Source organism: Micromonospora sp. LZ34 (assembly GCF_052981855.1).
The window spans coordinates 19,130-32,448 of the sequence record NZ_JBRIQN010000016.1 but is presented as its reverse complement, the minus strand read 5'-3'; the positions used below and the strand labels follow the sequence as shown (position 1 = coordinate 32,448).

Genomic DNA, 13,319 nt, shown 5'->3' with positions numbered 1-13,319 from the left:
TCAGTCGGCCAGGCGGGCGGGGAAGCCGCCGGTGGCGATCGGGCCCCAGTTGTCGATGGTGACCCGGATCAGCGACTTGCCCTGGCGCACCATCGCCTGCCGGTACTCGTCCCAGTCCGGGTGCTCGCCGGAGATGCAGCGGAAGTACTCCACCAGCGGCTCCAGCGCTTCGGGCAGGTCGAGCACCTCGGCGGTGCCGTCGATCTGCACCCAGGGGCCGTTCCAGTCGTCGGAGAGCACGCACGCCGACACCCGCGGGTCGCGGCGGATGTTGGTGGCCTTGGCGCGCTCCGGGTAGGTCGAGACGACCAGCCGGCCGGCGGGGTCCACCCCGGCGGCGACCGGCGACGACTGCGGCCGGCCGTCGGCCCGGGTGGTCATCAGGATGACCTTGTGCCGGGGCCGGATGAAGTCGAGCAGGGCAGCCCGGTCGACCCGGGTGTTCGTCGCGATGCTTCGTGCCACCGCTCATTCTTACCAGGGCCGGCCGGACAGCAGGGTTTTCCGAAGATCGACTCCGGTTATCGGATATCGGGTTGCCCCACACGGGCGGACACCCCGATGTCCCGTAGCCCGTGTGGATCATGCCCCGGAGAGGGTCAACCAGCGGGTCAGCGGGGGCGGACGGGGGCGTGCCCGCCGGCCGGCTGCGCCGGGACCCGGGGGCGCGCGGTAGGCCGCCACGCCCGGCCGTTGGCGTAGATCACCCGGAAGCCCAGGTACGACGCCAGCGGCGCCCAGTGCGCCGAGCCCATCCGCAGCTCGGCGGCGTTGTGCCGCTGCCCGTTGGCCAGCACGTCGAGCAGCACGGTTTCGAAGGCGGCCGATTCGACCCAGTCCACGTCCCGGGTGTAACCGCAGATCAGGGCGGCTCCGGTGATCTCGAGGAATTCGCGCAGCACGGCGTCCGAGGCGCGCAGCACCGAGCAGCTGCCGAAATAGAGCCGGCGACCGTCGCAGCGTCCGGCCATCAGTTGCGCGACGTCGGCGAGTTCGACGGAGTTCCAGTCGGTCAGGCAGAGCCGGCTCGGCTCGCCGTGCATGGCGAAGAAGCCGACCCGGTAGTCGGCGTACTGCTTGAGCAGCCAGCGGTCGAGGAAGTAGAACAGCTCGTCGCGGGTGGCCGCGTCCCGGTGGATGAAGCGGATCTTCCCGAGCCGCTCCAGCAGCTCCAGCGTGGGTAGCACGGAGCCCCGCTCGTTGAGGTCCCGGTGCCACTGCCCCTCGACGCAGAAGACGCCACCGCGTGCCACGCCCACCTCCGCCAGTCCGCCGCCCGGCGCTGACGTTACCGGCCGCCCCCGCCCGGAGAACATCACCCTCGGTGTCGCCGAATATGACGTCCCGTGCGGTTCCGCCGTGCCTGCGCCTCGGCGGTGGTGAATGGGTGTTTCGCGAATAACCCCCATTCCCAACCAAGGCTCAGGAACGACGAATCATGAGGACAATTCTCGTTTGTCCCCTTCTAACCCTCCGCTCGGTGTCAAGGTGGAAATCGCGGGACGCCCCGGTCGATGTCCCGGATGCCACCCCAATCCCACTCCTATCGGGAGGACTTCTGTGCGCGTAAACACCTTGAAGCGGGTTGTCGTCGCGTTCGCCCTGGCGTTGCCGGGGGCCGCGATCGCCACCGTGGTCGCCGCGCCAGCGGCCCATGCCGACGGCTGCTACACCTGGAACCGGAACCTCTACCAGGGCCGATCCGGCGACGACGTCCGCCAGTTGCAGCTGCGGGTCGCCGGCTGGGCCGGCAACCGGGACATCGTCGAGCTGGACGGCCGGTTCGGCCCGAAGACCGACGCCGCGGTCCGGCGCTTCCAGGCCGCGTACGGGCTGCGGGTGGACGGGGTCGCCGGCCCGCAGACGTACGCCAAGCTCTACGAACTCCAGGACAACGACTGCACGCCGCGGCACTTCAGCTACACCGAGATGGACGACGGCTGCGGCCGGGGCGGGTGGAGCGGGGGCCCGCTCTCGCCGGCGGAGACCCGGCAGAACGCGCTGCGCACGATGTGGAAGCTGGAGGCGTTGCGGCACAGCATGGGCGACAAACCCGTCTACGTGAGCAGCGGCTTCCGCAGCCGCGCCTGCAACGACCAGGTCGGTGGCGCGTCGGACAGCCAGCACCTCTACGGCAACGCCGCCGACATCACCTCGCGCACCAGCTCGCTCTGCCAGCTGGCCCGGGACGCCCGGAACCGGGGCTTCAGCGGGATCTACGGCCCGGGCTACCCGGACCACGACGACCACGTGCACGTGGACTCGCGGCGGGAGAACAACCGGGACAACAGCTCGAACACCACCAGCTGGTCCGCGCCGGACTGCGGGATCGGTGCCGGCAACGACTGAGCCAGCACGGCCGACGCCGGCCCGGGCGGGGAAGGGGGATCCCCGCATCCGGGCCGGCGTCGTCCTGCCCCGGTGGGCGCTGGCGGCCGTACCCTCCGCTCAGCTCGCCCGGGGCCAGCGCGGCGCGGTGGCGGGGGGAGCCACCGGCCGGGTGGGGTTGCCGGGTCGGACCACGGGCCGCGCGCCCGGCGCGGCCATCCGCGCGGCCTGGCCGTGCAGCGGGTAGCCGGCGCGTGGCGCCGCGGCGGTGCGCGCCGGCGCGGGACCGGTCGCGGTGAACGGGAATGGCACGTGCACGAACGGGTTGCCGTGCCGCACCAGGGCGTCGATCTGCCGCTCGTTGAGCCCGTGCGCCTCCAGCACCCGCCGTCCCCAGCGGTGCAGCCGGCACGGGTACGTCGCGCCGTCGTTGCGGCACAGCGGCCCCGCCGGCCACTCCTCGGCGGCGTGCACCACCACCGCCCGCACCGCGAGCCGGATGTCCTCGGGGGTCAGCGGCGCCGGGACCGGCACCTCACCCAGCACCTGGTCGATGGGATCCGTCGACTGCTCACCAACTCGCACGGTAGGCCTCCCGCGGCTCCGGCAGCGGCGCGGCTGACCCGCCGCACCGCATCCTCGGCCAGTGGTACGGCCCCCGTCCCCCGAAAGTTCAATCCGGGTGCCTCAGCGCGGAGCCCGCGGGCGGAACACTCACCGATGAAACACTCATCGGTGAGTGTTTCATCGGTGGGTGCCTCCGGGGCGGCTCAGACCAGGCCGGCGTCGTGCACCAGCAGGGCCACCTGCACCCGGTTGTTCAGGTCCAGGCGGGTCAGCAGCCGGGAGACGTACGCCTTGACCGTCGCCACGCTCATGTACAGCTCGGCGGCGATCTCGGCGTTGGTGCGGCCCTGCCCGAGGGCGACCGCGACCTCCCGCTCCCGCTCGCTGAGCCCGGCCAGCAGCCGCAGGGCCCGCTCCCGGCGCGGGTCCGCCCCGGCCGGGGTCCCCGGGCCGGTGACGTGGTCGATCAGCTTCCGGGTCACGGTCGGGGAGAGGGTCGCCTCCCCCGCCGCCACCCGGCGCACCGCCTGCACGATCTCGGCCGGTGGGGTGTCCTTGAGCAGGAACCCGCCCGCCCCGGCCCGCAGCGCGCGCAGCACCTGGTCGTCGGCGTCGAAGGTGGTCAGCACCAGCACCTCCGGCGGCCGGGGCAGCGCCCGCAGCGCCTCGGTGGCGGCCAGCCCGTCGAGCCGGGGCATCCGGATGTCCATCAGCACCACGTCCGGCGCGTACGCGGCGACGGCGGCGGGCACCTCGCTGCCGTCGGCGGCCTCGCCGACCACCAGCAGGTCCGGCACCCCGCCGAGGATCATCGACAGGCCGGCCCGCACCAGCGCGTCGTCGTCCACGATCAGCACCCGCACCGGCCCGTCGGCGCCCGCTCCGGGCGCATCCTGCGCCGGCCCGGTCACGCCGGCCACGGCAGCCAGGCGGCCAGCCGGAAGTCGCCGGAGTCGTCGCGGCCGTACTCCAGCCGCCCGCCGGCCAGATGGACCCGTTCGGCGATGCCGACCAGGCCGGTGCCCGCGCCGGGGATCTCCGGGCCGGTGACACCCCCCACCGGCCAGCGGTTGCGGATCTCCACGGTCAGCCCGTCGCCGGGAACGCCGGCCACGTCGACGGTGACCGCGGCGCCGGCCGCGTGCTTGCGGGCGTTGGTCAGCCCCTCCTGCACGATCCGGTAGACGCTGCGCCCGACCGCGGCCGGCAGGCGCTCCCCCGCGCCGACCAGGTCGCGCACGCTGACCCGCACGCCGGCCGACCGGGACTCCTCGATCAACGCGGACAGGTCCTCCAGGGTGGGCTGCGGGCGCTCCGGGGCCTGCCCGGCGCCGGTCTCCGCGCGGAGCACCCCGATCACCTCCCGCAGGTCCTGCAGCGCGGCGTGCGCGCTGCCGCGGATCACCCCGGCCGCCTTCGCCACCTCCTCGGGCGGGGCGTCCGGGCGGAACTCCAGCGCGCCGGCGTGCAGGCTGAGCAGCGAGATCCGGTGCGCCAGCACGTCGTGCATCTCCCGGGCGATCCGGGTGCGCTCCAACTGCCGGGCCTGCGCCACCCGCAACTGCTGCTCCGCCTCGGCCCGCTCGGCGCGTTCCCGCAGCGACACGATCAGCTGCCGCCGGGCCCGGACGAACATCCCCCAGGCCAGCACGGCCAGGCTGAGCACCACCCCCCACGCGGTGCTCACCCAGTAGGGCATGTCCGGTTCCGGACGCAGGTAGGCGAAGGCGAAGTTGGTGCAGAGGCCGGCCGCGGTCATGGCCAACGCCACCGCGGTGCGTCGGTGCACCACCAGGGTGAAGTAGATGATCAGCAGCGCGACGGCCGACGCCATCGAGAACGCGGTCAGCGGCAGGGTGGCCACCGCCAACCCGAGCGGCCAGCGCCGACGCAGCCACAGCAACCCGCAGCAGACCAGCCCGAGCAGGGCGTCCGCCGCGATCATCCAGTCGTACGGCGGCGGCGCGGCGAGCTCCGGGTCCGGGGTGGCGGCGTCCAGGGTGACCAGCAGGACCCAGCCGAGGGAGAGCAGGAAGGCGAGGCCGTCCACGATCCAGTCGCGGGTGGTGCGCCGGGGGTGCGCGCCGGTGCGGCCGGCCGCCTCGGTCAGCACGCCGGGCAGCAGCCACGGGTGGTCCGGTGCGGCGGCGGCGCTGGTCACCTGGCCATGCTAGGCAGCCGCCGCGAACGCCGACCAGCTACCAAAGTCGAGACCTCGACCTCGACCAAGGTAGCCGCGAGGCGAGACCGCCGGCCGCTGCGGGTGACCGGCCGGCTCCGGCAGTGTCGTCGGCATGATCACCGTCGAACACCTCACCAAGCGGTACGGGCGGCACACCGCCGTCGACGACGTGTCGTTCCGCTGCGAGCCGGGCACGGTCACCGGCTTCCTCGGCCCGAACGGCGCCGGCAAGTCCACCACCATGCGGATGATCTGCGGGCTCACCCCGCCGACCTCCGGCAGCAGCACCGTCGACGGGGTTCCCTACCAGCGGCTGCCCAACCCGGGCCGGGAGGTGGGGGTGCTGCTGGACGCCTCGGCGCAGCACGCCGGGCGGACCGGCCGGGAGGCGCTGACCGTCGCGGCCCTGACCATGGGAATGGACCGCCGCGAGGTGGCCGCCAAGCTCGACCTGGTCGGGCTGGACGAGACCGCAGCGAAGCGGCGGGTGCGGGCGTACTCGCTGGGCATGCGGCAGCGCCTCGGCCTGGCGCACGCACTGCTCGGCGACCCCCGGGTGCTGATCCTCGACGAGCCGGCCAACGGCCTGGACCCGGAGGGCATCTTTTGGATGCGCGGGCTGCTGCGCGACTTCGCCGACCGGGGCGGCACCGTGCTGCTCTCCTCCCACCTGCTGCGCGAGGTGGAGGCGGTGGCCGACCGGCTGGTGGTGATCGGCGGCGGCCGGATCGTGGCCCAGGGCGACAAGGACGAACTGCTGGCCGGCGCCGGGACCCGGGTCCGGGCCAGGGACCAGCAGGCCCTGCGCCGGGCGCTGGCGGCCGCCGGCCTCGACGTGGCCAGTGGCACCGACGGGGCGCTGCTGGTGCACGCCGAGGCCGAGGCGGTCGGCCAGGCCGCCGCCGACGCCGGCGTGGCGCTCACCGAGTTGCGACCCGCCGACAGCGGCGGCCTGGAGCAGCTCTTCCTCACCCTCACCGGCGGCGAGACCCGCGGCGCCGACGAGACGCGGGCCGCCGCCGAGCCGACCAAGGAGACCGTCCGATGACCACCACCGCCGCCGCCACCACCGCACCCGCCACCCCCCGGCACCGCCCGGGCGTACGCCGGCCCTCGCTGCTCCGGCTCACCGGCGTGGAGCTGCGCAAGCTCGTGGACACCCGGGCCGGGCTCTGGCTGCTGATCACCATCGGGCTGGTCGCCGCCGCCATCGTCGTCCTCCAGCTGATCTACGCCGAGGACGCGGACCAGACCTTCACCAACTTCTTCATCCCGTCCCTGCTGCCGGTCGGGATCCTGCTGCCGGTGCTGGGCATCCTGTCGATCACCAGCGAATGGTCCCAGCGCACCGCGCTCACCACGTACGCCCTGGTGCCCCGCCGGGCGCGGGTGATCGTCGCGAAGCTGGTGGCGGTGGTCCTGGCCGCGCTGGCGTCGGTGCTGGCCAGCCTGGCCGTGGCCGCCGTCGGCACCCTGCTCGCCGGGGCCACCGGCGGCGCCGGCACCTGGCGGATCGAGGGGTCGCTGCTGCTGAACGCGATCGTGCTCCAGGTCGCCAGCGTGCTGATGGGCGCCGGCTTCGGCCTGCTGCTGCTGAACACCCCGCTGGCCATCGTCACCTACCTGGTGCTGCCGACCCTCTGGACGGTCCTCGGCGAGCTGGTCCGGCCGCTGCGCGGCCCGGCCGGCTGGCTGGACACCGGCCGCACCATGGAGCCGCTGTTCACCCCCGACGTGACCGCCGGGCAGTGCGGCCGGCTCGGGGTGTCGCTGCTGGTCTGGCTGGTCGTGCCGGTGGTCGCCGGCCTGGTCCGCACGCTGCGGCGCGAGGTGTCGTGACGGTGGACGGCTACAGCGCCGGCACCCGGGTCAGCGGCGGCGCCGCGGAGCTGGCGGTCCTCTGGGTGGGCTTCCCGGCGGTCGGCGCCGGGGCGGCCGCGCTGCTCGTCCGGTTCGCCGGGTGGGTGGCCGAACTGCCCTGGGCACCGGTGCAGAAGCTCTTCGAGGTGGTCGACCGGCTGCCCGACGCGCAGGCGGGCATCGGCGGGCTGGCGGTCGGCGCGCTAGGCGGTCTCGCGGTGGCCGCCATCGGCACCGCGGAACGGCTGATCGTCACCGTCACCGTCGAGCGGGTCCGGCTGCGCCGCGGCGGGGCGGAGCGGGACGTCGAGCGGGACGTCGAGCGGCGGGCGGCGCGCGCCGTCTTCGTCGACGGCAAGGACCTCGTGCTGCTCGGCCCGGACGACGAGGAGGTGGCCCGGGAGCGGTCGGATCTGTCGGCCGGGCGGCTGGCCGCCGCCTTCCGCGACCGCGGCTGGCCGTGGACCGACGGCGACCCGCACCGGGACGCGTACCGGCGGTGGGTGCCGGGGCTGCCCGGGCTGCCCGGTGGCGCGGACGCGCTGCTGCGGGCCCGTCAGCGCGCCCTCGAGTCGGACAAGGGCGGCGAGGCCCGCGAGTTGCGCGCCGAACTGGCCCGCTGCGGGGTGGTGGTCCGCGACGACGGCAAGCGCCAGTACTGGCGGCTGACCCGATCGGCGGTACCGGGGCCGGACCCGACCACTTCCGGTGAGCGGGAGGTCGACGACCGGTAGCGTTGCTGACGACGGGGCCCTGGGCGCGGGGAGCGCACGATGACCGAGCAGCAGCCGTACCGGGTGGTGGCGCGACAACCGGGCTTCGAGCTGCGCCGCTACCCGGCGCACCTGGTGGCCGAGGTGCAGGTCGAGGGGACGTTCGAGCGGGTCGCCGCCGAGGCCTTCCGGCCGCTGGCCGCGTACCTCGCGGGCGCCAACCGGCCGCGGGCGGCGGGCGCGGGCGGTCCGGTGGCGCAACGGACCGGGCCGGAGACGATCGAGATGACCGCGCCGGTGGTGCAGGAGGAGGGGGACCGCCCGGGCTGCTGGCTGGTGCGGATCGGGCTGCCGGACCGGTTCACCGCCGCCACCCTGCCCGAGCCGGCCGACCCCCGGGTGCGGACGCGGGAGATCCCCGCGCAGCTCGCCGCCGCCATGCGGTTCGCCGGGCGGTGGACGGCACGGAAGTTCGACCGGCGGGCGACCGCGCTCGGCAGGGCGGTCACCGCCGCCGGGCTGCGACCGGCCGGCGCGGTCCACTACGCCCGCTTCGACCCACCGTGGAAGCCCTGGTTCCTGCGCCGCAACGAGGTCGTGCTCCCGGTAGCCGAATGAACCGGCCCGCGCACCGGACGGGAGCCCGGCCGCGCACCCCGGAGCCGGTCTCCTCGTTGGAGATTTGCGCGTGCCGGGCCCGGGTATCGCAGGACGCGTCCCGCGCCGGGCGGGATCGGGAAGGGGGACGACGATGACCTCCGGAGGCAGCGCCGCGGGCAGCGGCATCTTCCGCCGTAAGCCGGTCGACGAGATCGCCGACACGAGCGAGGAACAGCTGTCCCGGACCCTCGGGCTGTGGCAACTCACCGCGATCGGCGTCGGCGGCATCATCGGCGCCGGCATCTTCGCCCTGGCCGGCGCCGTGGCCAGCGAGACCGCCGGGCCGGCGGTGCTGGTGTCGTTCCTGATCGCCGGCCTGGCCAGCGCGGCCGCCGCGCTGTCGTACGCCGAGTTCGCCGGCATGATCCCCAAGGCCGGCTCGGCCTACACCTACGGCTACGCCGTGCTCGGCGAGGCCGTCGGCTGGTTCATCGGCTGGGACCTGCTGCTGGAGTACACCGCGATCGTGGCGGTGGTCGCGATCGGCATCTCCGGCTACTTCAACTTCCTCGTCGGCGAGCTGGGGCTGGAACTGCCGGCCTGGATGCTCGGCGCGCCGGGCACCGGCGACGGGCACGTGGTCGACCTCTTCGCGGTGGTGCTCTGCCTGCTGATCGCGTTCCTGCTCAACCTGGGGATCAAGACCGCCGCCCGGTTCGAGACGTTCGTCGTCGGGCTGAAGGTCGCCGTGGTGCTGCTGGTGATCGTGGTCGGCTTCTTCTACGTCAAGACCGCGAACTACTCGCCGTACTTCCCGTTCGGGCTCAGCGGGGCGTTCACCGGCGCGGCCACCGTCTTCTTCGCGGTGTTCGGCTACGACGCGATGAGCACCGCCGCCGAGGAGTCCCGGGACGCCCGCCGGCACATGCCGAAGGCGATCATCTACTCGCTGGTCATCTCGATGGTCCTGTACGTGCTGGCCACGCTGGTGCTGACCGGCATGCAGAACTACCGGGACATCGACCCGGAGAGTGGCTTCTCCTCCGCCTTCGCCTCGGTCGGCCTCTCCGGGCTGGCCAGCGTGATCGCGGTCGGCGCGATCATCGGCATCCTGACGGTGATGTTCACCTTCATGCTCGGCGTGACCCGGGTGTGGTTCTCGATGAGCCGGGACGGCCTGCTGCCCGGGTGGTTCGCCAAGCTGCACCCGGTGCGCCGGGTGCCGAGCCGGGTGACCTGGATCGTCGGGATCGGCTCGGCGTTGCTCGCCGGCTTCCTGCCGATCCGGGAGGCGGCGGAGCTGACCAACATCGGCATCCTGCTGGCCTTCGTGGTGGTGTGCATCGCGGTGATCGTGCTGCGCTACCGCCGCCCCGACGCGCCGCGCACGTTCCGGCTGCCGGGCATGCCGGTGGTGCCGGCGGTCGGCGCGCTCTTCTCGGTCTGGCTGATCACCTTCCTGGCCCCGGAGACCTGGCTGCGCTTCGCGGTCTGGTTCGTGATCGGCGCGCTGATCTACGCCTTCTACGGCTACCGCCGGTCTGCGCTGGCCCGGCGCGGCCCGTCCGGGCCGGCGGAACGGTCGGGCCGGTAGCCGAGGGCGGGCGGGAAGGCCAGCAGCAGCGCCATCCCGAGGCCGGCGACCACCCCGGAGAGCGAGTACAGCACGTCGGAGTCGGCGCTGTTGATGGCGGTGTTGCCGGCCAGCGCGGTCAGCGGCGCGCCCGGGTTGATCGGGATCGTCGCGATCATGACGATCAGCAGCATCGCGTACGGGCCGAGCAGGGCCGCCAGGGCGGCGATGGCGTGCCACCGCCGGACCGGGCGGCCGTCCGGCCAGTCCCAGGCCAGCAGGGTGACCCCGGTCAGCAGCACCGCGCCGAGCAGCATGCCCGGCAGGATCCGCGGGCCGGGCGGAACCGCCCGCACCAGCAGGACACCGGCGGCGGCCGCCGCGCCGATCCCGACCGCGAGCCGCTGCCGGGCCAGGTGCCACCCGGGGGCCGCCGCCAGCGCGCAGCCGAGGGTCAGGGCGAGCAGCAGCAGGCTGGTGAGGACCGCCGCGCGGTCCAGTTCCGGCTCCCGGTCGGTCGGTGACTCGATGCCCGCCGCGATCAGCACCAGCATCCCGGTGACGCAGGCGGTGGCGACCAGCACCCGCCGGTCCCGGCCGCCGCGCTGCCGGCGTACGGCGAACAGGGCGGTGGCGGCGACGGCCGCGCAGCCGGCGGCGGCGAGCAGCACGGTGAGCCCCGCGCCGGTGGGGTCGGTCCGGTCGACGGCCACGTCGGCGGCCAGCCACGCACCGCCGAGCAGCACCGCCGGCCCGGTCCACCGCCGGTTGCCGCCGCCGGCCAGCACGAGCCCGGCCACCGCCCCGACGATCGCCACGAAACGCAGGTCGCGGGCCCAGTAGGCGTTGTTGCCGCGCAGCGCCTCCGGCCACGGCCCGACCTGCTCGGTCAGCGGTTGCAGGACGGTCATGCCGAGCCCCCAGAGCACCGCCGCGACGGCGGCGAGGAGGAGGCCGGCGGGGCGTACGGTGCGCATGGCGGAACCCTAGTCGGCCGTCGGCGCGACCGGCGCCCCCGTACGGTCGTGGGCCCGCACCGGAGAACCGGTGCGGGCCCACGGGTTATGGGGTGGTGCTATCGCTTGTTGCCGGTGTTGGTGACCCGGAACGTGTAGTCCGCGTCGAGGTAGGTCAGGTCGCCGGTGGGCAGGTTGGAGATCAGGACGGCGAAGTCGTCCTGGTTGCCGTTGGCGCACCTGGTCTGCAGGCCGGCGGCGGTGAACTCGTCGCCGGTGTAGCGGTAGACCCAGTTGCCCGCGCCGTCGGTGCTCTCCCCCGCCGACGTGGTGCCGGGCGTGAGGTCGCAGTGGGCGACCAGCTGCACGGTCCAGTTGTTGTCCTGCACGCCGGTGGTGGCGAACCACTCGCCGGCCGCCGAGGTGACGGTGGCGGCGGCGCCGTTGACCCGGACGTCGTCGACGAACCAGCCGGTGTCCAGGTAGGCGGCGTCGGTCGAGTAGCGGAATCGCACGTCGGTGGTGCCGGCCGGCAGGTCGGCGGTGAGGTGCACGTAGACCGGGTCGTCGACGAAGTACGCGCCGCCGGAGGTGCCGGTCAGGCCGTTGCCCTCGGTGTTGTTGCCGTGCGGGTCGGTGTCGGTGGTGACCACCTGCCCGGCGTCGTTGCGCACCGGCACGGTCACCCAGTCACCGCCGACGAGCGCCTCGACGAAGCCGTAGTCCCAGCCTTCCTCGATGAAGTACCAGCTCCAGAAGTCCAGCGAGGTGACCGGGCCGGAGGTGGTGACGTCGAGGATGTTGTCGGACTGGCTCTCGTAGCCGGCGTACCAGTGGGTGGTGCCGGTGTGCGGGGCGATGACCGTCTCGTCGTCGCCGTCGAAGGCCACCGCGACGGTCGGGCCGGGGTTGCGGAATCGCTCGACCGACATGCCGAACGGCACGGCGGTGGTGTCGGGCCGGTTCTTCAGCCGGGCCCACTTGGCCTCCGGCGTGGCGCCCTGGTAACTGCCGCGGCCGCCCCAGAACACGTCGTCGGCGATGTCCATCGTCCACGACGTGTCGGCCGGGTCGCCGAAGTTGAAGGCCTTGATGTCGTAGACCGGGGAGTCCTCGTCGTCCAGGTAGACGGCGACGGACCAGTCCCGGAACAGGGCCTCGGCGCTGCGCAGGTTCGCGCCGGTGGCGGCGTTGAAGTCGTCGATGGCGTTCTGCACGCCGGCCATCCCGTCGGCCTGCTCCTCGAAGATCGTCTTGATCAGCAGGTCACCGGCCCGGCCGTCGTACTGCTTGTCGGGGGTGAAGGTGCCGTCGCCGTTGCCGCCGGCCTGCTCCCAGAGGTACTGGAAGTAGGTGAACGCGGCGCCGTAGTTGGCCAGCGTGCCGCCCCAGCGGGTCAGCGACGTCTCCTCGTAGAGCACCTGGTGGTTGCTCAGGTGTGAGCCGCCGGCGTCGAGGCCGTTGAGGAAGATGGCGAAGTCGGCCAGGCCCTCGTCGACCCAGGAGAGCTCGCCCGGGTCGCTGTAGTTGTGCAGCAGGTGCTCCAGCTCGTGGGCGACCGTGCCCTCGTACAGCTCGGGGCGGTCGTTGGCCGGGTTGGCGTCCCGCCACGGCGCGTCGTTCGGCCCGACCCGGTTGGCCCAGTCGAGGGCGTCGACCACGATGACGTTCATCCCGCTGCTGTCGATGAAGTCCGGGGCGAAGTAGCCGGCGGTGTACGAGGTGACCGCGCAGTCGTAGTAGGCCTCGTCCTGGACGTTGTAGATGACCATGACGAGGGAGTCGCTGGCCGGCTCGTCCGGGTCGGCGGCGTCCATCGGCCCGAAGTGTTCCTCGTCCACCGCGACGATCTGGCCGGCCAGTTTGTCGCCGACGTAGTTGATCTGCGCCTGGGTGAGGGTGAACTGCGCCGCGGTGGCGGTGGCACACGGGCTGAACTCGTCGGCCGGGTTGTGGTCGAACTGCGGGTCCAGGCTGGCCACGCCGGCCGGTGCGGTGCCGTTGAGCGGCGTCCCGGCCGGGACGTAGATGTAGACCGGGGTGCCGTCGGGCGTGGTGTTGGCGTACGCCCGGGTGAAGTTCTGGCTGTAGGTGCCGCCGGCCGCGCTGTCGTTGATCGGCAGCGTGATGGCCGGCTCGCCGGGAAGGTTCTCGTGGTCGTCTGCGTGGGCCGGAGCCGAGACCGTGAAGGCGAGTGCCGTCACGCCCGCCAACGCGGCCGCGATCCGGCTCGGTCGTTTCATTCGCACGCGGTTGCCTCCTGCGGTGAGGTCGGGCGGAGCTGACCACCCAGACCGTCCGTGTAACACTTCGGAGCCCCGTGACGCTGCGCCAAAACCGCAGCTGAACAGGGGTTATTGCCCTCAGGCAACCACTTGGGACAGTGAAAGCGAAGTGACATCAGGTCACAGGTGTGTCACGAATGCGAGTCACCATGGCCCCGCTACCGCACGGCAATTTGTCGCCGGTCGATGTCACTGACCGCCATTGGTTGGTTACGGCGATATGATGTGCCGTCGTTGCCGAGGGAAGGATGTGCA

Annotated in this window: 13 protein-coding genes; 6 read left to right on the top strand and 7 right to left on the bottom strand. The window is 73.2% G+C overall.

What is annotated here, in order from left to right:
- Positions 1–465, bottom strand: coding sequence for a PPOX class F420-dependent oxidoreductase (locus ACVCAH_RS18405; protein WP_447137386.1), 465 nt, complete (start codon positions 463–465; stop codon positions 1–3).
- A 146-nt stretch (positions 466–611) separates the two neighbouring features.
- A complete protein-coding gene (locus ACVCAH_RS18400) occupies positions 612–1,253 on the bottom strand; it encodes a DUF6642 family protein (RefSeq protein WP_447137385.1) in 642 nt (213 codons plus the stop codon).
- Between the two features lie 307 nt (positions 1,254–1,560).
- Here ACVCAH_RS18400 and ACVCAH_RS18395 point away from each other — a divergent pair, with 307 nt between their 5' ends.
- Positions 1,561–2,349 carry a D-Ala-D-Ala carboxypeptidase family metallohydrolase gene (locus ACVCAH_RS18395; protein ID WP_447137384.1) on the top strand — a complete coding sequence of 263 codons (789 nt, stop codon included), beginning with the start codon at positions 1,561–1,563 and terminating at the stop codon, positions 2,347–2,349.
- Between the two features lie 99 nt (positions 2,350–2,448).
- Here ACVCAH_RS18395 and ACVCAH_RS18390 read toward each other — a convergent pair whose 3' ends face one another.
- The 3 genes from ACVCAH_RS18390 to ACVCAH_RS18380 form a co-directional block, all read right to left on the bottom strand.
- Entirely contained in the window at positions 2,449–2,913 is a 465-nt protein-coding gene (locus ACVCAH_RS18390; RefSeq protein WP_447137383.1) for a hypothetical protein, read from the bottom strand.
- A gap of 185 nt (positions 2,914–3,098) precedes the next feature.
- Positions 3,099–3,824 carry a response regulator gene (locus tag ACVCAH_RS18385; RefSeq protein WP_447137496.1) on the bottom strand — a complete coding sequence of 242 codons (726 nt, stop codon included), beginning with the start codon at positions 3,822–3,824 and terminating at the stop codon, positions 3,099–3,101.
- Positions 3,803–5,056 carry a sensor histidine kinase gene (locus ACVCAH_RS18380; protein WP_447137382.1) on the bottom strand — a complete coding sequence of 418 codons (1,254 nt, stop codon included), beginning with the start codon at positions 5,054–5,056 and terminating at the stop codon, positions 3,803–3,805. Before ACVCAH_RS18380 ends, ACVCAH_RS18385 begins: the two co-directional genes overlap by 22 nt.
- A 133-nt stretch (positions 5,057–5,189) precedes the next feature.
- Here ACVCAH_RS18380 and ACVCAH_RS18375 point away from each other — a divergent pair, with 133 nt between their 5' ends.
- From ACVCAH_RS18375 to ACVCAH_RS18355, 5 genes are all read left to right on the top strand, one after another.
- Positions 5,190–6,125: an ABC transporter ATP-binding protein gene (locus tag ACVCAH_RS18375; RefSeq protein ID WP_447137381.1), complete on the top strand. Its 936-nt coding sequence runs from the start codon at positions 5,190–5,192 to the stop codon at positions 6,123–6,125.
- The gene (locus ACVCAH_RS18370) at positions 6,122–6,916 is read left to right on the top strand and encodes an ABC transporter permease (RefSeq protein ID WP_447137380.1); all 795 of its coding nucleotides are present in this window, start codon (positions 6,122–6,124) and stop codon (positions 6,914–6,916) included. The genes ACVCAH_RS18375 and ACVCAH_RS18370 overlap by 4 nt, the downstream gene beginning before the upstream one ends.
- Before the next feature lie 2 nt (positions 6,917–6,918).
- Positions 6,919–7,671 (top strand): YqeB family protein, encoded by a 753-nt coding sequence (locus ACVCAH_RS18365; protein WP_447137379.1) that lies wholly within the window; start codon positions 6,919–6,921, stop codon positions 7,669–7,671.
- 39 nt (positions 7,672–7,710) lie between these two features.
- Entirely contained in the window at positions 7,711–8,268 is a 558-nt protein-coding gene (locus tag ACVCAH_RS18360) for an SOUL family heme-binding protein (RefSeq protein ID WP_447137378.1), read from the top strand.
- A gap of 133 nt (positions 8,269–8,401) precedes the next feature.
- Entirely contained in the window at positions 8,402–9,844 is a 1,443-nt protein-coding gene (locus tag ACVCAH_RS18355; RefSeq protein WP_447137377.1) for an amino acid permease, read from the top strand.
- On the opposite strand, the gene ACVCAH_RS18350 is transcribed toward ACVCAH_RS18355, so the two are convergent.
- The gene (locus ACVCAH_RS18350; RefSeq protein WP_447137376.1) at positions 9,781–10,800 is read right to left on the bottom strand and encodes a hypothetical protein; all 1,020 of its coding nucleotides are present in this window, start codon (positions 10,798–10,800) and stop codon (positions 9,781–9,783) included. The genes ACVCAH_RS18355 and ACVCAH_RS18350 overlap by 64 nt on opposite strands.
- Positions 10,801–10,898: 98 nt before the next feature.
- On the bottom strand, positions 10,899–13,022 hold the full coding sequence (locus tag ACVCAH_RS18345) for a hypothetical protein (protein WP_447137495.1): 2,124 nt from the start codon (positions 13,020–13,022) through the stop codon (positions 10,899–10,901).
- Between the last annotated feature and the right edge of the window lie 297 nt (positions 13,023–13,319).